General features: G+C 38.2%; 21 protein-coding genes and 1 other RNA gene. 17 read left to right on the top strand and 5 right to left on the bottom strand.

The window, feature by feature from the left end:
• Positions 1-16: 16 nt before the first annotated feature.
• The 5 genes from IGJ93_RS10035 to IGJ93_RS10015 all read left to right on the top strand — a co-directional run bounded on the left by IGJ93_RS10035 (position 17) and on the right by IGJ93_RS10015 (position 4260).
• On the top strand, positions 17-229 hold the full coding sequence (locus IGJ93_RS10035; RefSeq protein ID WP_067482505.1) for a hypothetical protein: 213 nt from the start codon (positions 17-19) through the stop codon (positions 227-229).
• 13 nt (positions 230-242) lie between these two features.
• Positions 243-455 (top strand): DUF2922 domain-containing protein, encoded by a 213-nt coding sequence (locus IGJ93_RS10030; protein WP_067482503.1) that lies wholly within the window; start codon positions 243-245, stop codon positions 453-455.
• Between the two features lie 480 nt (positions 456-935).
• Complete coding sequence (gene yfcC, locus IGJ93_RS10025; protein WP_071868881.1) at positions 936-2675, top strand: putative basic amino acid antiporter YfcC; 1740 nt, start codon at positions 936-938, stop codon at positions 2673-2675.
• Positions 2676-2752: 77 nt separating this feature from the next.
• Positions 2753-3937 carry a beta-aspartyl-peptidase gene (iadA, locus tag IGJ93_RS10020; protein WP_067482499.1) on the top strand — a complete coding sequence of 395 codons (1185 nt, stop codon included), beginning with the start codon at positions 2753-2755 and terminating at the stop codon, positions 3935-3937.
• A 104-nt stretch (positions 3938-4041) separates the two neighbouring features.
• Complete coding sequence (locus IGJ93_RS10015; RefSeq protein ID WP_067482497.1) at positions 4042-4260, top strand: CsbD family protein; 219 nt, start codon at positions 4042-4044, stop codon at positions 4258-4260.
• A gap of 82 nt (positions 4261-4342) precedes the next feature.
• Here the strand turns inward: IGJ93_RS10015 and IGJ93_RS10010 are convergent, their stop codons facing one another.
• The 3 genes from IGJ93_RS10010 to IGJ93_RS10000 form a co-directional block, all read right to left on the bottom strand.
• Positions 4343-5329: a DUF1002 domain-containing protein gene (locus IGJ93_RS10010; RefSeq protein WP_086270758.1), complete on the bottom strand. Its 987-nt coding sequence runs from the start codon at positions 5327-5329 to the stop codon at positions 4343-4345.
• Positions 5330-5944: 615 nt separating this feature from the next.
• Positions 5945-6622 carry an ABC transporter ATP-binding protein gene (locus tag IGJ93_RS10005; RefSeq protein WP_430596935.1) on the bottom strand — a complete coding sequence of 226 codons (678 nt, stop codon included), beginning with the start codon at positions 6620-6622 and terminating at the stop codon, positions 5945-5947.
• 13 nt (positions 6623-6635) lie between these two features.
• Positions 6636-8153: an ABC transporter permease gene (locus IGJ93_RS10000; RefSeq protein ID WP_411372661.1), complete on the bottom strand. Its 1518-nt coding sequence runs from the start codon at positions 8151-8153 to the stop codon at positions 6636-6638.
• Between the two features lie 664 nt (positions 8154-8817).
• Between IGJ93_RS10000 and IGJ93_RS09995 the strand changes: the two genes are divergently transcribed.
• The 7 genes from IGJ93_RS09995 to IGJ93_RS09965 all read left to right on the top strand — a co-directional run bounded on the left by IGJ93_RS09995 (position 8818) and on the right by IGJ93_RS09965 (position 15992).
• Positions 8818-10497 (top strand): ribonuclease J, encoded by a 1680-nt coding sequence (locus IGJ93_RS09995; protein ID WP_067482489.1) that lies wholly within the window; start codon positions 8818-8820, stop codon positions 10495-10497.
• Positions 10498-10627: 130 nt separating this feature from the next.
• Complete coding sequence (locus tag IGJ93_RS09990) at positions 10628-11110, top strand: YbaK/EbsC family protein (protein WP_430596934.1); 483 nt, start codon at positions 10628-10630, stop codon at positions 11108-11110.
• Between the two features lie 595 nt (positions 11111-11705).
• Positions 11706-12386, top strand: a complete 681-nt coding sequence (locus IGJ93_RS09985) for a metal-dependent hydrolase (protein WP_430596933.1) — start codon at positions 11706-11708, stop codon at positions 12384-12386.
• A gap of 7 nt (positions 12387-12393) precedes the next feature.
• Complete coding sequence (locus tag IGJ93_RS09980; protein WP_067482483.1) at positions 12394-13725, top strand: DRTGG domain-containing protein; 1332 nt, start codon at positions 12394-12396, stop codon at positions 13723-13725.
• Between the two features lie 14 nt (positions 13726-13739).
• Complete coding sequence (locus IGJ93_RS09975) at positions 13740-14711, top strand: DHH family phosphoesterase (protein WP_075491295.1); 972 nt, start codon at positions 13740-13742, stop codon at positions 14709-14711.
• A gap of 165 nt (positions 14712-14876) precedes the next feature.
• A complete protein-coding gene (locus IGJ93_RS09970; protein ID WP_067482479.1) occupies positions 14877-15212 on the top strand; it encodes a zinc ribbon domain-containing protein YjdM in 336 nt (111 codons plus the stop codon).
• Between the two features lie 75 nt (positions 15213-15287).
• Positions 15288-15992, top strand: coding sequence for a zinc metallopeptidase (locus IGJ93_RS09965; RefSeq protein ID WP_067482477.1), 705 nt, complete (start codon positions 15288-15290; stop codon positions 15990-15992).
• Between the two features lie 51 nt (positions 15993-16043).
• Here IGJ93_RS09965 and IGJ93_RS09960 read toward each other — a convergent pair whose 3' ends face one another.
• Complete coding sequence (locus IGJ93_RS09960; protein WP_095803768.1) at positions 16044-17588, bottom strand: helix-turn-helix domain-containing protein; 1545 nt, start codon at positions 17586-17588, stop codon at positions 16044-16046.
• Positions 17589-18055: 467 nt separating this feature from the next.
• On the opposite strand from IGJ93_RS09960, the gene IGJ93_RS09955 reads away from it, so the two are divergent.
• A complete protein-coding gene (locus IGJ93_RS09955; RefSeq protein WP_067482473.1) occupies positions 18056-18601 on the top strand; it encodes a TetR/AcrR family transcriptional regulator in 546 nt (181 codons plus the stop codon).
• Positions 18602-18686: 85 nt separating this feature from the next.
• Positions 18687-19022, top strand: coding sequence for a hypothetical protein (locus tag IGJ93_RS09950; RefSeq protein ID WP_067482472.1), 336 nt, complete (start codon positions 18687-18689; stop codon positions 19020-19022).
• Between the two features lie 74 nt (positions 19023-19096).
• Here IGJ93_RS09950 and IGJ93_RS09945 read toward each other — a convergent pair whose 3' ends face one another.
• Positions 19097-19969, bottom strand: coding sequence for a helix-turn-helix domain-containing protein (locus IGJ93_RS09945; protein WP_071868889.1), 873 nt, complete (start codon positions 19967-19969; stop codon positions 19097-19099).
• Positions 19970-20093: 124 nt separating this feature from the next.
• Between IGJ93_RS09945 and tadA the strand changes: the two genes are divergently transcribed.
• From tadA to IGJ93_RS09930, 3 genes are all read left to right on the top strand, one after another.
• Positions 20094-20594: a tRNA adenosine(34) deaminase TadA gene (tadA, locus tag IGJ93_RS09940; protein ID WP_430596932.1), complete on the top strand. Its 501-nt coding sequence runs from the start codon at positions 20094-20096 to the stop codon at positions 20592-20594.
• 40 nt (positions 20595-20634) lie between these two features.
• Positions 20635-20719: signal recognition particle sRNA small type (gene ffs, locus IGJ93_RS09935), an RNA gene on the top strand.
• Positions 20720-21071: 352 nt separating this feature from the next.
• Positions 21072-22457, top strand: coding sequence for a bifunctional metallophosphatase/5'-nucleotidase (locus IGJ93_RS09930; RefSeq protein WP_075491293.1), 1386 nt, complete (start codon positions 21072-21074; stop codon positions 22455-22457).
• Positions 22458-22471 lie beyond the last annotated feature (14 nt).

Raw genomic sequence — 22471 nt, 5'->3', positions numbered from 1 at the left:
AAGAAGGGAGAAACTGATGGAGAAAAAATTAGAAAGTACCAAATTAACAATTTATTTTACAAATTTGGAAACAGAGGAAGAATATCGTCAAACGATTGGGTCGATCATTCCTAATCCAGAAGATGAAAAGGTGTTGGCTTTAGGAGATATTTTTCAATTATTGACGCCAAAAGAAGTAAAATTCGCTTCTGTGTTGAAAACGGAAGCAACGAGTTATCGAAAGAGTTAAGGGAGAAGAGAAAATGAAAAAACTACAGTTGATCTTTTCAGATAGTGAAGGGAAAAATCAAAGAATCAACCCCGTAATTGCGTCCCATTCATTGACAGCGGAGGAGGTTCAGGAAATGATGCGTCGCTTAAGTGAATTGAATCTTTCAGTCAAGGAAGGTGTGACGCTTTATGCGTATCCATTAGGTGCGAAGTATATTGAAACAACTGAAACGGTCTTGTTTTAACCAAAAATAAAAAGGAAAAGAGAGAAGAAAGAATTGTTGCCAATTCTTTCTTCTCTCTTTATACACGTTGATGAAAGAGTCTTCCCCAAAACTCTTTACACCATGATTATAATACATTTGTTATCAATTATGCAACGAAGTTTACCTTTTGTAATAAAAAAGTTTACAGATCAAGGTTTTACAGATAATGCATGTTATTTTTTCTGGTTATTAAAAAGAAATGTTAAGATTATTCGTTTGTTTTTAATGAAACAGTATGATAAATCCGTGGGAATTTTGGTTTAAATTTGCTTGGTGACGAAAAAAATTCTAATGAATTGGTTGCTTAATACAATGAAGTCAATGGTTTGTGTTGTATTATTCACTTATTATTTTCTAATAAATTATTCATGTGAGTGAAGAAGTTTTCCTGTATAATCTTTTTGATTATCCATTTTTTATTCATCACAATATCATTGTGAACAGAAAGGAAGAAACTACTTGAAGAAAAATCCTTCTTCGGAAAAAAACAAGCGAGACCTCACCAAGTTAACGACACCACATACGTATGTCATTATTTTTGGTGTAGTAATCTTTGCTTGGATCTTAACGTTTTTGGTACCAGCTGGTCGATTTAGCACACAGGAGATCGAATACCAAGACGCAAACGGAGAAACAAGTACACGAACAGTACTTCGTCAAGACTCTTTCCGTTATGCTTATGCACTTGATAAAGGGTATGTCTTCGATCAATTAGAAAAATTACAAGATAATCCAGCGGAACGTGAGAAATTGGATGTTCCAGAAGCCGGATTAGAAGATGTACTTGCTGCTGGCGAAAAACAGTTAACACAAGAAAAATTAGATGAGATTGCTTTAACAGATGAAGTACTTTATGACGAGTACGGAGATAATATTTATGACACGTCGAAAAAACTACACAAAACAGCAAGAGTTTGGGGAACGGACGATTTTGGTGGATTTGGCTTCCTGAATTTTGTGTTTGAAGGGTTAGTTTCCGGTGATAAATATGGTTCTGCAGTCGGAATTGCGGCACTGATCTTGGTTGTTGGTGGTGCTTTTGGGATTATCATGCGAACGGGTGCAATCGATGCAGGAATTTATGCCATTATTAGTAAAACAAAAGGACTTGAACGTTTAGCCTTACCGCTATTATTCTTTGCTTTTTCTTTTGGGGGCGCGACGTTTGGAATGGCAGAAGAAGTTATTCCGTTTTCAATGGTCATGGTACCGTTCGTCATTGCGCTGGGGTATGACTCGATTGTCGCAGTGACGGTCACCTACGTTGCTTCGCAGATTGGGAATGCAACATCTTGGATGAGTCCATTTAGTGTTGCAGTTGCGCAAGGGATTGCTGGGATTCCAGTATTGTCTGGGGCAACTTTCCGTTTGATTATGTGGGTGATCGTAACGGGGTTATCAGCTGTTTACTTAATGATTTATGCGGAACGAATTCGTAAAAATCCAGCTAGTTCTGTGACCTATAAATCAGATGCTTACTTCCGTGATCATCTTGAAAAAACAACAGACGAGAAAAAAGCTTTCACACTTGGTCATAAATTGATCTTAGCTGAAATGTTGATCGTTTTAGTTTGGATCATTTGGGGAGTAACACAAAAAGGATATTATATCCCAGAAATTGCTTCACAATTCTTTGTCATGGGATTAGCTGCAGGGATCATTGCAGTAATCTTTAATCTGAATGATATGAAGATTAATGATGTTGCTTCTTCTTTCCAATCAGGTGCAGCTGATTTAGCTGGAACAGCGATTGTTGTTGGTATGGCAAAAGGAATTTTACTCGTATTGGGTGGTTCAGATGCTTCGGTTCCTTCCGCATTGAATACGATACTGCACAGTATTGGAACAGTCTTAACTGGTGTACCTGCTGTGATTGGTGCATGGGCAATGTACCTGTTCCAAAGCTTGTTCAATTTAGTGGTCACATCAAACTCTGGTCAAGCAGCATTAACAATGCCAATCATGGCACCACTTGCTGATTTGGTTGGTGTTTCAAGACAAGTTGCTGTCTTAGCTTACCAGCTTGGTTCTGGATTTATGGATGCCTTCACGCCAGTTTCGGCTAGTTTGATTGGTGTGCTAGGTGTTGCTCGAATCGAGTGGGCCAAATGGGCGAAGTTCCAAATCAAAATGCAAGGCTTCTTATTTATTTTGGGAACAATTTTTATTATGATTGCGATTGCAATTGGGTTACAATAAAAAATAAAGTGAAGGGATGGACAGGTCAGCTAGCTGAGCTTCGTTCATCCTTTTTTTAAAAGAAATGGAGGAAAATCATGAAAATTATTCGACAGGCACAAGTTTATGCACCAGATTATTTAGGCGTAATGGATGTTTTACTTTCAGGAAATGAAATCATTGCCATGGAAGAACAATTGACTGGTGATTTTGCAGAAGTTGAGCTAGAAGAAATTGATGGTCAAGGGAAAATCTTGACTCCAGGTTTTATTGATGGTCACTTTCATATTTTAGGTGGTGGCGGTGAAGGTGGTTTTCAAAATCGGACGCCGGAAGTAACTCTTAGTCAGTTAACTAGTGCTGGCGTGACGACAGTCGTTGGATGTTTGGGAACTGATGGTCAAGGACGTGATATGACTGCGTTGATTAGTAAAGCACGAGGACTGGAAGCAGAGGGAATCACGACATATGTTTATGAAGGTTCGTATCGTTTGCCAGTCAAAACGATAACAGATTCATTGATCAAAGATTTTCTAGTAGTTGATAAAGTAATTGGAATTGGAGAAATTGCGGTTTCTGATCACCGTTCTTCCCAACCAACATTTGAAGAATTTTCTCGAGCAGTTGCAGATGCACGCGTTGGCGGTATGTTGTCTGGCAAAGCAGGAATTACCAACGTCCACTTAGGTGGTGGTTCAAGAAAACTGGAATTGTTGACACGTGTTGTGGAAGAAACTGAAATTCCAATTACACAATTTTGGCCAACGCATGCGAATCGAACAGCAGATTTATTTGAAGCTTGTTTAGCGTTTGCTAAGCAAGGGGGAACGATTGATTTTACCGCAAGTGAAGATCCTGATTTTTGGGAAAAAACCGATGGCGAAATTCGGTTTAGTCAAGCTTTAAAGCGAGTGATTGAAGAAGGTGTTTCTCTAGATAACTTTACGATGACTTCGGATGGTCAAGGAAGCTTACCTTACTTTGATGAAAATAATCATTTCTTAGGAATGGGTATTGGAAGTGCCCGCGCATTATTGGTTGGAATCAAAGAAGCAGTCGAGAAAGAGAATATTCCGTTGGAAATCGCACTAAGAGCAATCACTTCTAATCCGGCACGTGTGCTGAAGCTAGCTAAAAAAGGACAAATCAAAGTCGGAAATGATGCTGATTTATGTTTACTTGATGCAGACACACTGGCAATTGATACAGTGATCGCCAAGGGAAAAGTAATGGTCCAAGAAAAAGAAGTCAAGGTGTGGGGAACATTTGAACAACTTCGTTAATGAAAAAATAATGGACTGAGGTGTTCTATTTGTCTGAATAATTGGTTGATGTTACTCTATAAATAGAACAAACATTAATCATTATTTATCAAGGAGGAAGCATCATGGCAGATTTAAAAGGACGTTCAGAAGACTTGAAGGACAAAGTAGTCGGTGAAGGTAAAGAAGCTTATGGTAAAGCAACTGGTGATAAATCAAAAGAGGTTGAAGGTAAAGCACAATCTTTAGGTGCAGATATCAAAGAAAAAGTTCGTGACCTTGGTGACGATATCAAAGAAGGCTTTGAAGATGTCAAAGATAAGCTTTCAAAAAAAGATAAATAGGTCATTACTTTTGATACCTTAGACTAAAAAATAAAGGATGGAGCAAAACGTCATTGCGTTTTGTTCCATCCTTTTGTTTTTATTATTCAAACATGCTTGTAATTGAGTCCCACAGGCCACTGAAAAAGTTTTTGATTTGTGCCCAGAGTCCTTTAGATTTCTCTTCAATTTGTTTTTTAGTTTCAGTTAAGTCTAGTTCATTCACGAAGTCTTCAAAAATATTTTTGTCTTTCATATCGCTCATGAGTGAAGTTAATTCACTGACTTGATCTGTCGTCAGAATGTCTGCAAGTCCGTGATCCTTTAAAGCTGTTTCGACAGTTTGCTGAATTTCCTCTTTGGTTAGTTGCTGGCCGTCTTTGGTTTTAGTTGCTAATTCTGCTTTGGCTTGTTCTTGTGCTGCATTCAAGGCCTCATCAGAGTAGCCTTCTTTGTCCTTGTTTTCTTCGGTGATTGAAGAAAGAACATTCATCTCATCTTGCGCAACTTCTACGCGGTCTTTGTTGATGATTCCGCCAGACTCTTCGACGATTTTGTAGACACCGGCTAGTGCACCAGAACCGTCGATTGGAACAGCAGAGGCAATCGTTAGCTGAGCATCCGTGATTCCAGCTGTCAAAGCAGCATTTTGATATTGTGCTGCGGTAATTTTGGTAATATTTTCGGGTGTGGCAATGTCAACGTTGATTCCTTTTCCATCTGCCAAGGTTTGCATACGAACCGAACTGTAGACTGCCCATTCTTGATTAAAGCCACCATCAGGAATATAGTTCATTAGATCAGTTCCGTTGGTTGTGTAAATTGGTGTTTCACCTTTGATTCCTAATTTATTCAAGGTATAGTCTTGTTGCTCTTTTGTTAATGCGTTGCCAAGTGCAACAGCATTGATTTGAATTTTTTCTGATTGGCTGTTTGATTGACTCGTTTCTTGACTTGTTGTTGAAGTAGTCGCAACGGTTTCACTTGTTGTTGTGTCTTGAGCAAAAGCTAACGGTGTACTTAAAAGGACCTGACCTGTGATTAAAGTTGTGGCAAGCAGTGTCCATGTTTTTGGTTTAGTTTTTTTCATGTTGACCTCCAAAAGTTGTTAAAAATGAATTGAATAAGTAATTCAATGATTTCACTTAGTTTACTACAAGGTGCTTGAGAAAACTTGGGACTAGAGGCGGATTTAGGGAAATTTAAAAAAGGTTGTGGCTCAAAACGCTTAGCTCCGACAAGATAGCACGCAAGCACTCAAAATAGATTTTCATATTTTGCAGTGCTTGCAAGCTATATCAAGGAGTTGTTTTGGGAACACCGTGGGTAGAGGTTGTGGCGCAAAGCGATTAGCTTCAAGCAATAAGAAAGTTTTTCTAAAAATAGTCTCCCATATTTTTCTGAAAAGAGAGCTTATTGCCGAAGAAGCTGCTTTGGGAACACCGTGGGTAGAGGTTGTGGCGCAAAGCGATTAGCTTCAAGCAATAAGAAAGTTTTTCTAAAAATAGTCTCCCATATTTTTCTGAAAAGAGAGCTTATTGCCGAAGAAGCTGCTTTGGAAACACCGTAGGTAGAGGTTGTGGCGCAAAGCGATTAGCTTCAAGCAATAAGAAAGTTTTTCAAAAATAGCTTTTCATATTTTGGGAACATCGTCTATTCAAAAAAAGGCTGCGACAATACGTTTGTCACAGCTTTTTTGGTTTCATTATTCGTGATCAAAAGAGAGCATTTTACGAGTGAATTCTTTGTTTTTTAACTCATAAACTTCATCACATTTTTTGGCGACTTCTAATTCATGAGTAACAAGGATGATGCAACGATTTTGTTCATGTGCGATTTCTTGGAACAACTGAACGATTTCTTGAGACGTTGTTTCATCCAGATTTCCAGTGGGTTCATCAGCGACAATCAACTGATGATCACAACAGATTGCGCGAACGATAGCTACTCGCTGCTGTTGTCCACCGGAGAGTAATGTTACTTTTTTTTGAGCCATTTGTTCATCAATGGCAACTCGTGCTAAGTGTTCAAGTGCGATTTGGCGCCGATTTTTTTGTTTTGTTTGAGAAATTTCCATGGCTGCCACAACGTTATCGACTGCAGAAAGGTAAGGAAGCAAGTTGTATGCTTGAAAAATAATCGAAACGTCATTTTTGCGATAATTTCGCAGACCAATTTTTGCTAAGGGTCGATCTTCATAATACACTGTGCCTTCTTTAGGATTGTCTAAACCAGAAATCAATGAAAGAAACGTTGTTTTTCCGGAACCACTCGCCCCTAAAATTGCATACATTTTGCCTGTTTCAAAAGTTAAAGCCACAGCTTGATAAAGTGCATCTGCTGGATTTTGATACCAAAATCCTAAGTTTTCTGTTCGTAACATGTGTGTACCTCCTTTAATTCAATAAAATTTTTCGTGGATTCAAACGCAAGATTCCGATCGAAGCTAAGCAAACGGAAAGTAAGCTGATTCCTAAAGCAACTAAGGCAAGGAAACCGATTTGCGTTGGCGTTACATTGATAGAAAGTTCGCTGACTTCATCGGAAACAGCGAATGGATTACTGTTGCCACCAGGTGCACCCATTTGCCCACCGCGTCCACCAGGATTTTCACCGTCTGGTCGCTGAGATTTTGCATCATTGGTTTGTGTGTTTTGATCAGAGCTTGTTTGTTGCTCTAGCAGTTGTTGCCCAACCACATTGGCAACTACGTTTCCGCTAACTGCTGCCACACCTAGGGCTAAAATCATACATAAAGCTACTTCAGTGAATAATTGTAAAATGATTTTGATTCGAGATTCGCCTAATGAAAGTAAGACACCAAGTTCATGACGACGTTCACGGATGGTGATCATGATGATCAAAGTCAAGATAATAATGCCGGCAACAGCAACTAACAAGACCACATTTTTGGAAAAACTTGCGACATTGTTCAAAGGTTCTAACATTGATTGGTAAGCCGCATCATTTGATTGCAAGCTGAAAGTATCTGTATCAATTAGTTTTTTTGCTTTTGCTAAAAAATCATCCATGTTTTCTGGGTCGGCTAGCGTATAGACAGCAGAATCAATTGTATTGTCTTCGGCTGTGCCATTTAATTCATTGGCTAATGTGTAAGAAGTATACAAAGTATTTGAGGGATTCATCATACTGAATTGCATGCCCATACTATTACTGCTTGCACTAGATTCATAGATTCCTTTTACGGTCAGTTCATAAGTCGTTTCTTCGTCCTCAGAACTAGTAATCGTAAATGTATCACCAACAGCTAAATCATTGGCAGTTGCTAATGTTTGTTCAATCAAAACCTGATTCGTATCTTTATCGCTTTCATCAATTCCTTCACCATCAGTAATCGTGGCTGTTCCACTTGAAAAAGTACTGTTTTGTGCGGAAGCTAAAACACCAGTGACTTGAAAGTCGGCTTGTGTCATTTGACCACCACCAGGCATGCCGCCTCCCATTGGCTGATTTGCATCGGTTGATTCTGCAGAACTATCTGTTGAATCAGAACTTGAAATGGCTGTGATCCCATCACTTGCTAATGCAGAAGCGGAACTTTCAAAAGAGTAGCTCTTAACATCTGCTAAATCAGCAATTTTTTGCGCATCTTCTAATGAAACAGGTGTTAATGAAAAGCTTCCCGGGTCAATTCTTTCTTGGGTTGTCCCATCTGAATCTGTTTCGCTAGTTGCTGTTTCAGCTGGTTTTTGGAAACTTGCCTCGCGATTAGCACTTAGTGTGACGGTTGCTCCGACTTCTTTTTGTGCTTCGCTAGCGGCTTGTTCTGCTGCACTGCGAATGGTTAGACCCGCGAGAACAAAGACTAGAATAGCTGTAAAAACGGCGAATAAAAGGAGCGAACGCCCCCATTTCACCTTGGTACTTTTTAGTGCGCGTTTGATAAAATTCATTGTTTTCAATCCCTCCTATAGTGTTGCATTGCCAAATTGTAAAAGGTCTAACTTAAATGAACCTTAATGACGAGGAAAGAAAATCAAAGGAAATCAATCGGAATAAAAACAAGCTATAGTTATAGCTCAAAATGTGCTAAAATGTAACAAGTATGTTTCGAGCAAGTGGCAAAAAATCAGTAAGAGCGAAAATTGCAGGTGCTGGTCCATTCAAGTCTTTCCTGTCTTTGATTGTGTTGAATGAAAAGAAAAAGGTCTAGGACTTTTTTAGAAGGCTGTAGGAAACAAATTGTAGATGCTAGCGATTTGCTGATTTTGTTGTATAATGATAGCGACAGCTAAATTATTTGGCTTGGATGCAATCAGTTATTGCTTAAGGAAAGATTCATTGTAAAGCGAGAAACACTTATCCAAAACGAACAAGATGAATAATGGCAAAAGAATAGATAGGAAAGCAACAGTTCTATGTAAGGATTGCCTTTAGAGTCTCGTTGACTTTTGTATAAGCAATCAAAAAAATAGTTTTATTTTTGATTATTTACTGCAATGAATCAGTCAGCAATAAAGTAATTCGTTAATAAATTAGTAGTTAAATAGATTAGTAATTAATATAAGTAGAGAATTGGCATCATTTGAAAGTGATGTCATAGAAGAGGTGAAATTTGTGAGTACCATTAAAATTATTCCATTAGGCGGTGTCCGCGAAAATGGGAAAAATATGTATGTCGCAGAAGTTGGAGAAGATATTTTTGTATTAGACTGTGGATTGAAATATCCAGAAAATGAACTTTTGGGGATTGATGTCGTTATTCCTGACTTCACATATTTAGAAGAAAATGTGGATCGAGTGGCTGGTGTGTTTTTGACACACGGACATGCTGATGCTATTGGCGCGTTGCCTTATTTCTTATCTAAATTAGCTGTTCCAGTTTTTGGGACAGAGTTAACGATCGAATTAGCGAAAATAAGTGTTAGTCGCAATGAAGAGGCAAAGGGGTTCAAAGATTTCCATGTTGTGGATGAACACACTGAGATTGATTTTGGTGAAACAATCGTTAGTTTTTTCCGCACAACACATTCGATTCCCGATTCTGTCGGAATCAATTTGAAAACGCCAGAAGGAAATATTGTGTATACAGGTGATTTTAAATTTGACCAAACGGCTATCCCGATGTATCAAACAGATTATGCACGCTTGGCAGAGATTGGTAAGGAAGGCGTCCTAGCACTTCTTAGTGAATCAGCGAATGCTGAAAACCCAGCACCTGTTGCTTCTGAATTGCAAATCGCAGATGAAGTTTTCGATACAATCAAGTACTGGGAAGGCCGAATCATCGTTGCTTGCGTGGCAAGTAACTTACAACGAGTGCAACAAGTGTTGAATGCTGCAGCCAAAGCAAATCGAAAAGTTGTTTTGACTGGTCAAGATTTTGAACGAATCATCCGGACAGCTATGCGTTTGGAAAAAGTTCAATTACCAAGTGAAGATTTATTGGTAACCTTAAAAGAAATGAAAAACTATGAACCAGAAGAATTAATCATTCTTGAAACAGGTCGAATGGGTGAACCAATCAAGTCATTACAAAAAATGGCGAATGGCACACATCGCAATCTGAAAATCGAAGAAGGCGACTTAGTTTACATTACGACTACACCAAGTACAGCAATGGAAACAATGGTTGCAAAAACGGAAGATATGATTTATCGCGCTGGCGGAACAGTGAAGCTGATTTCAGAAAACATGCGTGTTTCTGGTCATGCAAATCCGAATGACTTGCAATTAATGTTAAACTTCATGCGTCCAACTTACTTTATCCCTGTTCAAGGGGAATATCGTGAATTAGCAGCACATGCGGACTTGGCACATGCTGTTGGCATTCCTTACAAAAACATCTACATCACTGGTCGTGGTGACATTTTAGAATATAAAAATAAACGAATGAGCGTTGCTGGTACAACTAGTGCTGAAAACGTAATGATTGATGGACTTGGTGTTGGTGACATTGGGAATATCGTGTTACGCGATCGCAAAATTTTATCTGAAGATGGGATTTTTGTGGCTGTCGTTACAATCAGTCGTCGAGAAAAGAAAATCGTTTCAAAACCACAGATTACTTCGCGAGGGTTTGTTTATGTTAAAGCCAGTCGTGATTTGATGAAAGAATGTACGGTGATGATTGAAGAAATCGTCAATAAACACTTGGAAAGTGATGATTTTGAGTGGAGCAAATTAAAACAAGACATCCGCGATCAATTGAGCCGTTACTTATTCGAACAAACAAAACGTCGTCCAGTGATTTTACCAGTCATTATGGAGGCAACACAACGACGTGGTAAAAAATAAGCGCTAGAGATTTTTCGTTCTAAACAAGCAAAAAGGTAGAAGATTTCCCCAGTTTGGTGGTCTTCTACTTTTTTCTTATGTCAGAGAATAAATCCGTTAGAATAATAATCATGGAAGGAATTGATGATGTATGACTAAAACCAGAGTAGAACAATATCTAGAAGAACAGGCGATTCCGTTTGAAGTTATTGATTTAGCAAGTGTCGAGGAAACAGACTTTTTATCTGCATTAGCCGCGAAAGGTTTGTCGGCTGATCTCGTTTGCAAAAATCTAGTATTAAAAGGGGACAAGACCGGCATTATTATTGCTTTAGTGCCACTGGATGCACGCCTTGATTATAAAAAAACACGAGAAATTACAAAAAATCATAAGGTAGGATTACCTGATATGGATTTTGTTTTTGCACACACTGGGTATGTACATGGTGCAAATACACCGATTGGTATTAAACTTCAACATCCAGAAGATCTTTTTGTGTTTGATCATTCTTTAAAAAAACAGTCCAAACTTTTGATTTCTAGTGGGGAATTAGGTCGAGGAATTTTATTAGCGCGGACAGATTTGGATGCAATTGTCGAACCGACCTATGCAGATTTGATCAAAGGCTCGTAAACTCCAGTGATCAAAAAGATGTGTGGAAAAAGGTTGTGGCGCAAAACGCTTAACTCCGACAAGATAGTGAGCAATCACTCAAAATAGCTTTCCATATTTTGAAGTGAATGTAAACTATCTGGAGGAGTTGTTTTGGGAACACCGTGGAAAAAGGTTGTGGCTCCAAGCGTTCAACTTTGAAAAAATAAAGAATAACTGGTAAAAATAGCTTTTCATATTTATGAGCAGTCATGAATTATTTCGAGGAGTTGCTTTGGGAACACCATTTATTCAGGAACAGAAGGTATGACAAAGCATTTGTGCCACCCTTTTCTGATTTGCTAAGATTGTTTACGAGAACAAATTACCCATTATTTTGGAAGAAGAGACAGAGATTCTTGGAATTTTAGCCAAGAATCTCTGTTTTTTTCTAAAAAAATAAGAAGAGGTCTGCTTGGTGAATTCTGTATTATCTGTTACAATAAAAAAGAACATACTGTACTAAAATTTCAAAAAAAATAAGTGAGGAAAGCGGTTTGTTTCATTGAAGCAATGAGGTTGAAATCGTTTTATTCTTTTTAGGTACACAAACCAAAAATCTGTGAGGAGTGAAGAAATGAAAATTACTTATCATGGTCATTCTTGTCTTTCGATTGAGATGGAAAACAAGCAACGTTTGTTGATTGATCCGTTTATTACTGGAAACAAATTAACGGATTTAACAGTTGATGAAGTGCAGACAGATTGGATTTTAGTAACCCACGGTCATAGCGACCATATTGGAGATATGATTCCAATTGCACAAAAAAACCAAGCGACAATTATCAGTATCGTTGAAATTGCCGACTATGCCCAAACAAGAGGTGTGAACGCATTTGGGATGAATCTTGGCGGTAAGCATGCGTTTCCTTTTGGTGAAGTAAAACTGGTTCCTGCGCAACATAGTTCAAGTTATGAGGTCAATGGAATCATTCAATATATGGGAGAAGCTAGTGGAATCATTCTTCAAGCAGAAGGAAAAACGATTTACCACGCTGGTGATACAGCTGACTTTAGTGACCTAGCTTTACTGGCAGAACAATTTGCTATTGATGTTGCTTTCTTACCGATCGGTGATATTTACACGATGGGCCCAGAGGATGCAGCGCGCGCAGCCAAACGAATTGGTGCAAAACAAGTTGTACCAATCCATTACAATACTTTTCCGGTAATCGAGCAAGATCCGCAAGTGTTTCTTGATTTATTACCAGCAAATGTCGGAAAAATAATGAGCGTATCAGATACGCTGGAAGTGTAGGGGAAAAATGGCGACAAAACATGATTTGATTTTAGAATATATCGAAAGTTTACCAGTGGGCAATCGGATTTCTGTGCGGAGTATTGCGAAGGAACTGAATGTCAGTGAAGGTACAGCTTATCGAGCAATCAAAGATGCTGAAAATATTGGCTTAGTATCAACCATCCAGCGTGTTGGAACGATTCGGATCGAGCGAAAATTAAAGAAGCATATTGAACGTTTGACCTTTGGTGAAGTTGTCCGAATTATTGAAGGAGATGTGTTAGGGGGCGCAGCTGGGTTAGATAAAGATCTCAACAAGTTTGTGATTGGTGCAATGACGAAGCATGCGATGGAACGCTATATCACTCCTGGTTCGCTAATGATTGTGGGAAATCGAACGGATGTCCAAAAGTTAGCACTAGAAGATGGTGCAGCTGTGTTGATTACTGGGGGATTTGAAACAACACCAGAGATTTCTCAATTAGCAGACGAGCTAGCAATGCCGATTTTGCGGACAACTTATGATACCTTTACTGTTGCAACCATGATTAACCGTGCGCTAAGTGACCAATTAATCAAAAAAGATATTATGTTAGTCAGCGACATTTATATGCCAGCAGAAAAAACATATCATCTTTTGCCAACGGAAACCGTTGCTGATTTTCAACGATTGTCAGAAGAAACCCAGCATTCACGCTTTCCAGTTGTTAATCGCCACCAACGGTTGATGGGAATCGTGACAGCCAAGGACATTTTAGGGAAATCTGAAAATCAGCTCATTGAACGAGTAATGACGAAAGAGCCAATTAGTGTCAAGAAAACGATGAGTGTTGCTTCGGTAAGCCATCAAATGATTTGGGATGGACTTGAAGTGATGCCCGTAGTCTCAGATGATTTGACATTAGAAGGTGTCATTACGCGTCAAGATGTGATGAAGGCTATGCAGCTGGTTCAGCGTCAACCACAAATTGCTGATACGATTTCGGATCAAATTTCGGGGGATATCCAAACGATTGAAACCGATCGTGAAGGAAGTCGTCTGGACAATCCCAAATTCAAATTTACAGTAACACCACAAATGGTTAACGGCGTAGGGACGATTTCATTTGGGGTATTAAGTGAGATTATTTCAGATGTCGCCCAAAAAACGATGTTGTTGAACCAACGACGTAATATTTTGATTGAACAAATGAACCTTCATTACTTACGCTTAATCCAGTTAGAGAGTGAATTAGATATTCAACCACGTGTGCTAGAAATCGGGCGTCGTTCAGCAAAACTAGATATTGAAGTGTACATTGAAAATATTATTGTGGCAAAAGCAATTGTTGTTTGCCAAGTAATGGAACGTTCTTAGAAAGCAGGGAAGACATGAGAAACACAACGGAACTAACGATCCAACAAGAAATTTTAACAGCAATTCAGGCAGCAAAACGAATTATCATTCATCGCCACCAACGCCCCGACCCAGATGCAATTGGTTCACAGGTCGGGTTGGCGGAGATTTTGCGAGAAAGTTTTCCAACAAAAGAAATTTATCAGGTAGGTGAAACTGTTGAAGGACTTCGTTTTTTAGCAGAAATGCAATCAATTGATGATGCACTTTATCAAGGGGCATTAGTCATTGTAACGGACACAGCGAATTCGCCACGAATCAGTGATGACCGTTATCCATTAGGCGATCAGTTGATTAAAATTGACCACCATCCAAACGATGAGCCTTATGGTGACCTCGTTTGGGTAGACACGAAGGCAAGCAGCTGTAGCGAAATGATTGCTTCATTTGCTTTGATGTTTCCAGATGAACTAACGATCAACGCAACTGCAGCCCGCTTACTCTATGGTGGGATTGTTGGCGATACGGGAAGATTTTTATATCCGGCAACAACTCCACGAACATTAGAAATTGCCGCTGTCTTAATGAGCTATCCATTTGATGCTGGTCAATTAAATCGTGAATTAGAGCAAATGCCAATGAAAGTTGCCAAACTTTCAGGATATTTATACCAACATCTTGATGTTGACCATAACGGTGCTGGTCGCGTGCTTTTATCAAAGGAATTGTTGGCTGACTACGGGATTGATGATTCTGAAACCGCAGCAATCGTTGCTTTGCCTGGTGTCATAGATGAAGTCTTGGCTTGGGGAATCTTTGTTCAACAACCAGAAGGACATTACCGTGTTCGTTTGCGTTCAAAAGGTCCTGTAATCAATGAGCTAGCAAAGCGTCATCACGGAGGCGGACATCCACTAGCAAGTGGTGCAAATGCAAAAGATTTACGTGAAGTAGAAGAAATCTATCAAGAAATTCAAACTTTGTGTCAGGATTACCAACAAAAATAATCGAAAAAGGTAATAAGTGAGTAAAGAAAAGCGACTTTTGGGAGAATTACAGCACATCAGTCATTTTCTTTGCTCTTTTTTGTACAAAATTCACAAGCACTCTTTTCAAAGTAACTTTTTTTCGTTACAATGATGCTCAATAATAGATTTTAAAGGAGAAAGAAGATGACATTACCAAATTGCCCAACTTGTGGGTCTGAGTATACTTATGAAGACAGAGGATTATTTATTTGTCCAGAATGCGGTCATGAATGGAGCGCCGAACAAACCGAGAACGTGGAAGAAGAACTTGTTGTGCTTGATGCAAATGGGAATCGTTTGGCAGAAGGTGACAGTGTAACAGTCATCAAAGATTTAAAAGTCAAAGGTGCTTCTGGTGCAATTAAGCAAGGAACAAAAGTCAAAAATATTCGTTTAGTTGAAGGCGACCACAATATTGATTGCAAAGTTGATGGCTTTGGTCCAATGAAGTTGAAATCTGAGTTCGTTAAGAAAAACTAAAAGCTTCAAAGTCTCTTCACATTTTTTTCTCTCTTCTCATGGTAGAATAAAGAAAATGAAAAGGAGTGAGCTTAAATGTACGGGATCTATAATCTACTTGATCCAACGTTTATCTTGGTCATCATCGGGTTAGCCATTTCAGGTATTGCTTCGGCATATGTCAATAGCACATTCAAGAAATATGATAAAATCCGTAGCAAAAATAATGTGACAGGAACACAAGCTGCCCAATATATTTTGAGCAGTCAAAACATCCAAAACGTAGGTGTCCAACCAATCGCTGGGAATCTAACAGATAATTATAATTCTGGAAATAAAATGCTAAGCTTATCACAAGCAACAGCGCAATCGACTTCAGTTGCTGCAATTGGTGTGGCAGCCCATGAATGCGGACACGCAGTCCAAGATGCTGTTGGTTATGCACCGTTAAAAATTCGTGCAGCATTGGTTCCAGTAGCTAATTTTGGCTCTGCAATTTCGTTGCCATTGATTATGGTCGGCGTTTTGTTTAGTTGGAATTACACGTTGATTAATATCGGGATTTTTGCTTTTTCATTGGCGTTGTTATTCCAATTAGTGACACTGCCAGTTGAATTCAATGCGTCAAGACGTGCGTTACAGATATTAAGTGAGGGCGGTTTGTTGACTGAAGATGAAGTGCCAATGGCGCGTCACGTCTTGTTTGCTGCAGCATTAACTTATGTCGCAGCAGCACTAGCAACTTTCCTACAATTACTCCGCTTGATTTTGTTGTTTGGCGGAAACAACCGTCGAGACTAAAGGATAAACAGCAAAGCAATAAGTAAGAATAAAAAGAAGCACCGGCTTTTGTCAGTTGATAAATGCCGGTGCTTCTTTTTGGTGATTGTTTGGCGCAGGTAACAAGTTTTGCGTCGTGTTGATCTGTGTTTTTTTGTCATAGAGTGTTTGGATAAGTAAGACAAGTTTTTGCCAACTGACTTCTTCATTTGTTAGATTCCAATAAAAAGAAGGGATGGCTTGTTGTGCTGCTTCAAACCAATCAGTAACGATCAAGTCCGCTTTTTCTGGTGAAAAGGTAAGAAGAACCGTTTCGTGATTGAATAACTTTTCCAAACGATTTTTCAGATGATAATTGCCAGTTAAGGTCTTCGTCATTTTTAAATGAATCAACAGTTGTGTATCTGTTTCAGAACGAATCAATTGATAGATCAGTGAACCCAAATAGTGAGCGACGTGAACTGAACGCAACTTGGCTGGGCAAAGAGCGTTGATCTCTGTGAGAATTAATTGCACTTGCGAGTCATCTGCCGACACCGTTTCTGTTACAGTGGGGAAATAGAGCGTATGAAATTCAATGATTGATTCCCCTAACAATGAAACAAAAGTGAACGCAAGCGTGATGAAGTAGTGATAGAAGGCAATTTTTTCAGTTGTATCAATGGTTGGAAAATGCTTGGCTAATTGAACAGTTAGTTTTTGTGTGAATTGACAAAAAACATGATCTGTTTGCATAAAACACTTACCAATGGTCAATTTCTGTTGGACGTGGACCCAACTTGGGAAGAAACAAAGAATCATAAAATTGAGCACAAACACTTCGTTCTCCGTATGTTTTTCGGGTAGCTCCACAGGCATGTTTTGTTTAAACGAACCGGTTAAATCACAGGTGTGAAAGAGTAGCTTCAGTAATTGCTGAATATCATTTTCGAGTGGTTCTAAGAAAGAAGCCTGCTTGATTCGAAGTTTAAACACCGCATAGAGTAAATAAATATTTTTTTGCTCTGTCTCGGAATGAAAGGGAAGCTGGAATGCATCTGACAGAGTAATTTCCTGCTTCACTGTTGCTAAATCAATTGTTGTAAATGGCCATTCAGGTCCTTGAAAGGCATCCGATAGAAATATGTATATATAGATTCGAATCAATAATTCATCTCCAGATAAGGTATAACAATTATTGGAAGAAATAATTTGTAGATTGAATTTTTTTAAATCCTTATTGATTCGCGTAGTTAATTTTTCTAAGTAAGAAGAAGAAATATATAATTTTTGGGTCAACTCTTCCTTGGCAACTGAAGCGTCAGGGCTGTCCATCAAAAGTAATAAGTAATTAAAACGCTGGGATTCGCGTAAAAAGATTAACTTCAAGTAATAGAATACCTGCATTTTTGTTTTTTCATAGTGTTCATTGATCTGAATCTCTCCTTTATGAGTCGAATAAATAAAAGAGTGAAATTCAAGTAACTGACTAATCGCTTGGTTAAGTTTTCGTATCAAGTCTTTCACCGTCCGTTTGGGAATCACGAGTTTATTTGAAAGATCTTGTAAGGAACAAGTATCGCTTTGGATAATCTCATACAGAACAAGTAGTTCCTTTTTTTTTGCATCAACTAACATTTCGAAACTCCTTTCCTCCTAAATATGTACAGGATAGGTCATAAAGTGTGAGTGGTAAGTGTTTTCATACTATGTTATTCTCACAGGGTATTAGACCTTTATAATATAACTTGTTATTTTAAAGTTATTATTTAGTTGTTTATTCTATTGTTTATGTCCAAGCGCGTTTTGTCAAGTTAGAAAAAAGTAATGAAATTTCTTTTAGACATACAAAATATAACAGTATAGCTAAGCTTGAGATGAATAATCCATTGGCTATGTGCGACCAAATCATTCCTAGTCACAGGTCTATTACGCAGGATATCAGCTACTATTTTATCGGATGATTGCTGTTATATTTATCATAAGAAATCATAACTTTTTCTATACGCTTTCCCCCTACATAAAGTTACGCAGGATATTGGCAAAGAATCGTTAGAGAAAAATATTACTGTGAATCATAAAATCAAATGAAGAGGGTGAAAGAAATGGGTAGAGTAACCAATTTTAGTAAAGAATATTTACTATTTAAAAGTATGGTCTATGCAGAAGAGTTTGGGTTGCATTCGATTACTGCTAGAAAATTAGCAGCTTATTGTGGCTGTTCGACATATCCGATTTATGCACATTTTGATTCCATTGGTGTGTTAAAAGAAACAATTATTGATGAAATCAAAAAGAGCTTTGAAAAATATTTAGACACGTATCAAATGACGGACTTTTTTAGTATCGTCCACTTATTGAAAGAATTTTTTGCAGTGAACGAAAGCGTTCGTGGAATCGTCTTCCAGTCTGATCTAGACTTAGCAGCTTTATTCAAGCTAAGTTTTAAGACTCATCTAAATGAACATACTAGAGTTAGTGAAGTTTATCTAGTTGAACTTTTGTGGCTGAATATTTTGGGGAGTTTAAATTCTGACGAAAATTCTCGTGAGTTTTATGAAACAATGACAGCAATCTGGAGTAAGTTGGCCGAACTAGATGAGGACTTACCAGAAGTTCTAACTGATATTCGCTTAGTTGCAGCTAAGTAATGGTGCTTCATGAGTCGAGTGAAATAGTTCGTTTATTTTTTTGTCTATGCTATGATAGAAGTAGATAAAAAGGAGCTGAAGACTTATGAAAACATCAACAAAAGTAACAATCGGTTTAGGTATCATGGCTGCTGCTGGTGTAGCAACTACAGCAGTTGTGTCAGGTAAAGTGGTGGAAAAAATTCGTCATATGTCTAATCGTTGCAAAGTCAAAAAATTTGTTAATGATAAGTTTGACGGAAATGAAAAGCTATTAGGATTAGTCGATGACTTATCGGATAGTGATTTGGACTCTTTGATGGGTGTTTTAGAAAAAATCAAAAAAGGCCGCAAGAAAATCTCTGTTTATGGTGACACGCTAAAAGATTCAACGGATGATTTGCGTGAGCGTTTGATGACTTTAGTTGATAAAATTATGTAATTTTTTGTGTTAAAAAAGCACAGCAAAAAAAGTGAGTGTTGGACTAGTCAGGCTAGTCGCAACGCTCACTTTTTTTAATTATTTTTTTTGGTAGGAGACATTTGGATGATTAGAAGATAACAAAAAAGAAGATCATTTGCTTGCTTTAAATTAAAGCCAGTTGCTTCCTGAAACTTTTCTATCCGATATTTCAACGTGTTACGATGAAGAAAAAGAGTTTTGGCAGCGGAGCTGATATTGCCCAAATGATTCCACAACGCTAAGATGATTTCTTCCATATCCATTTCTTCAAGCAAGAGCTGATAATTTTGGATAAGTAAATTCTCTTTGATCCCCTCTGTTGTAAAGTAGTGCAGGGCAACATCTTGTAGAGAAAACACAGCTTGACTGTTTTGTGGGGAGCGTTTTTCTGTAAGAAAAATTTTTCGTTCTTCAGCAAACAATGTTCCAAAATCTTGCGAAGGTGCATGAAAAGCGCCGACAAAAACATTTGTTGTAATTTCAAAGTCAATATCTAATGATTGAAAAATACCATTTAGTTCTGAAACTGGAAGAAAATTTTTCCCTTTAGGCTCAATCAGTAGTGCATCTTGTTGGCTATAGAAAAAGAAATCTGCAGGTTCATAAAACATCGCTAGTAACGTTTCTTGCCATTCCTTTTGCAAAAAGTCATCCTTTGCTGATACATGTAACTGGATGATTCGATAGGAACGATCCAATGTTAATGATTGTTGTTCGAATAAATAATGGTACCAAGGATGGTTTTTTGGATTGGTAGCCATTGGGAATAACGCTTTCAAAAGACTGATTTCAGATGGAGCTAACGATTTTTTTTCAAACCAAAGAAAGGCGTCACCAGTAGCTAAAGAAAGAATCGATGGTGATGCGGAAGGAAATTCTTTAAGTTGAGCATTTGGATATAATTCTAGTAATTGTGCTTGATTCATGTGCTTCACCTCACCGCTATTTTACCATAAAAAAACCTCATCAAAAGGACAAGCTAGTTACAAGTTTTTTTTTATATGGTAAAGTTATGCTGAAGAAAAATAATCGAGAAAAAAGTGAGGGAATTTGTTGAACGAAGAACAGTTATCGCAACAAGAAAAAGAAAAATGGATGCGCCTCGCTCTTGAAGAAGCTAAAAAAGCAGAACGGTTAGCTGAGGTCCCAATTGGTGCAGTGGTGATTTTAGATAATCAAGTAATTGGTAGGGGGCATAATCTACGAGAAACAACGCAAGATGCCACAACCCATGCAGAGATGCTTGCAATTAAAGAAGCTTGTGCAGCTGTTGGTAGCTGGCGTTTAGAAGAAGCACAGTTATTTGTAACACTAGAGCCTTGTCCAATGTGCAGTGGTGCGATGATTTTGTCACGTGTCAAAGAAGTTTATTTTGGTGCTTATGATCCAAAAGGTGGAACTGCTGGAACGTTGATGAATTTATTGACGGATGAACGCTTCAATCATCAAGCCACCGTTGAAGGGGGTATTTTGGAAGAGGAATGTGGAGGAATTTTGGCAACATTCTTCCGTCAGTTGCGTACGAAAAAAAAGAAATCGAAAAAAAGCTAGTCAGAATGGAAAAAATGCGGTATACTATTTCTTGCCGAAAGGCTAGGACAATGGTGGGCTTATGAAGCGTGTCAGATCCGGAAGGAAGCAGCACTAAGTAGGCTCCGCCATGTGTCTGAATATAAAAAATAGCTGATTGATGAACAGGAATGCTATACCTGTTTTTTTTTGCCCAAAAAATAAGTGAACCAACTAAATATTAGGAATGAATGTGTGCCAATAGCTTCTTTTGAAGTCAAAGGCACGCTTTTTTTGTCAACAAGACCAGCCTCAATAGAAAAAATGAGGCTGGCAAGGTTGGAGGTAAAGAATGAAAAAAATGAATGTTTTGGGAATGACTTAATAATAACTAGGTTAGCTTAAAGAAACCATAAATGATTTTTTTATTCTATTTTTTTGAAGTAAATAATACTCAGGATCATTATTGGAAGGAAAAAATAGCTCTGTGGTATGATGGTCGAGAAGAGAGGCGAGAAGATGGAAAAAATAATGTTATTACACACAAATGATCTCCATTCACATCTGGAAAACTGGCCCAGAATCAGACGCTTTTTAGAGCAACGAAAACGTGAAAGTGAAAAGAAAGTACAGACAACGACTGTTACAGTGGACCTAGGAGATTTCGTTGACCGTTGGCATCCCTTATCGGAAGCAACGAATGGTCAAGCCAATGTCTTACTGATGAATGAAATTGGTTACGATGCCGCAACGATTGGAAACAATGAAGGTGTTGGAAATTCAAAACATGATTTGAATCATCTATATGATGAAGCTAATTTTGATGTTTTATTAGCAAATTTATTTGACAAAAAAACATTGCAGCCACCAGCATGGGCGAAGCCATACAAGATTATCGAAACGAAGCAGCAGACAAAAATCGGTTTGCTGGCATTTACGGCACCTTTTCCTTTAACGTATAGTCCAAACGGTTGGGATATCCGAAATCCGTATGATATATTACCGGAAATGGTGGAAGAATTACGTCCGAAAGTCGATGTGTTAGTGTTGATGAGCCATCTGGGTATTCAAGATGATATCCAAATTGCAAAAGAATTACCAGCAATAGATGTTATCTTAGGTTCACATACACATCATCTATTTCCTAATGGCGAAGTGATCAACGGGGTTCAATTAGCCGCAGCTGGTCGTTATGGTCAGTATGTAGGAGAAGTTCAATTGACGTTAGATGAGAATAAAAAAATTGTGAAATATTCTGCACAAGCAATTCCCACTGAGTCATTGACAGTCTTTGCAGAAGATGCGCAAGAAATCGCTAGTTATTTGGCAGAAGGGCACGCACTTTTAAAAGCTAAAAAGGTCGCTGACCTACCATTTCCACTAACAATGGATGTTTTTGGTGAAGAACCCTTTATTCAACTAGCATTAGAAGCAATCAAAGAACGTGGCAAGACGAAGGCGGCAATTTTGAATAGTGGCTTGTTTTTGACGGATATCCCCGTCGGAATTATCGACCAAGATGAGCTTCACACTGCGTTACCACATCCAATGCACTTATTGAATGTAACCGTTAAAGGAGCAGATTTGATTCGATTAATTTTGGAAATGGAAAAAAATCGCAACTTCTTACGTAACTTTCCTATGAATGGGATGGGATTTCGAGGGAAAATATTTGGACAAATCGTTTACAATGGTATTACCTACGATGAAGTAAATCATCAAGTACTCTTTCAAAATCAACCAATCAATGAGAAAGAAAGATATTCGTTTACGACGGTTGACCATTTCATGTTTGTACCGTTTTTCCCGACGATTGAGATTGCCGGCGAAAATGAATTTCTGTTCCCAGAGTTTATTCGTAGTGTTGTGGGTGATTACTTGAAAGCTCACTACCCAATCAAATAAAAACAAGGTATAAT

The organism is Enterococcus sp. DIV0174 (assembly GCF_050529065.1).
GTDB lineage: Bacteria > Bacillota > Bacilli > Lactobacillales > Enterococcaceae > Enterococcus_B > Enterococcus_B thailandicus.
This window is presented reverse-complemented; position numbering and strand designations above follow the sequence as displayed.

Excerpts from the sequence above, each read along its gene's own strand:
- IGJ93_RS10035 (WP_067482505.1), top strand. The coding sequence starts at position 17 with ATGGAGAAAAAATTAGAAAGTACCAAATTAACAATTTATTTTACAAAT.
- IGJ93_RS10030 (WP_067482503.1), top strand. The coding sequence starts at position 243 with ATGAAAAAACTACAGTTGATCTTTTCAGATAGTGAAGGGAAAAATCAA.
- iadA (WP_067482499.1), top strand. The coding sequence starts at position 2,753 with ATGAAAATTATTCGACAGGCACAAGTTTATGCACCAGATTATTTAGGC.
- IGJ93_RS10015 (WP_067482497.1), top strand. The coding sequence starts at position 4,042 with ATGGCAGATTTAAAAGGACGTTCAGAAGACTTGAAGGACAAAGTAGTC.
- IGJ93_RS10010 (WP_086270758.1), bottom strand. The coding sequence starts at position 5,329 with ATGAAAAAAACTAAACCAAAAACATGGACACTGCTTGCCACAACTTTA.
- IGJ93_RS10005 (WP_430596935.1), bottom strand. The coding sequence starts at position 6,622 with ATGTTACGAACAGAAAACTTAGGATTTTGGTATCAAAATCCAGCAGAT.
- IGJ93_RS10000 (WP_411372661.1), bottom strand. The coding sequence starts at position 8,153 with ATGAATTTTATCAAACGCGCACTAAAAAGTACCAAGGTGAAATGGGGG.
- IGJ93_RS09990 (WP_430596934.1), top strand. The coding sequence starts at position 10,628 with ATGACTAAAACCAGAGTAGAACAATATCTAGAAGAACAGGCGATTCCG.
- IGJ93_RS09985 (WP_430596933.1), top strand. The coding sequence starts at position 11,706 with ATGAAAATTACTTATCATGGTCATTCTTGTCTTTCGATTGAGATGGAA.
- IGJ93_RS09980 (WP_067482483.1), top strand. The coding sequence starts at position 12,394 with ATGGCGACAAAACATGATTTGATTTTAGAATATATCGAAAGTTTACCA.
- IGJ93_RS09975 (WP_075491295.1), top strand. The coding sequence starts at position 13,740 with ATGAGAAACACAACGGAACTAACGATCCAACAAGAAATTTTAACAGCA.
- IGJ93_RS09970 (WP_067482479.1), top strand. The coding sequence starts at position 14,877 with ATGACATTACCAAATTGCCCAACTTGTGGGTCTGAGTATACTTATGAA.
- IGJ93_RS09965 (WP_067482477.1), top strand. The coding sequence starts at position 15,288 with ATGTACGGGATCTATAATCTACTTGATCCAACGTTTATCTTGGTCATC.
- IGJ93_RS09960 (WP_095803768.1), bottom strand. The coding sequence starts at position 17,588 with ATGTTAGTTGATGCAAAAAAAAAGGAACTACTTGTTCTGTATGAGATT.
- IGJ93_RS09955 (WP_067482473.1), top strand. The coding sequence starts at position 18,056 with ATGGGTAGAGTAACCAATTTTAGTAAAGAATATTTACTATTTAAAAGT.
- IGJ93_RS09950 (WP_067482472.1), top strand. The coding sequence starts at position 18,687 with ATGAAAACATCAACAAAAGTAACAATCGGTTTAGGTATCATGGCTGCT.
- IGJ93_RS09945 (WP_071868889.1), bottom strand. The coding sequence starts at position 19,969 with ATGAATCAAGCACAATTACTAGAATTATATCCAAATGCTCAACTTAAA.
- IGJ93_RS09930 (WP_075491293.1), top strand. The coding sequence starts at position 21,072 with ATGGAAAAAATAATGTTATTACACACAAATGATCTCCATTCACATCTG.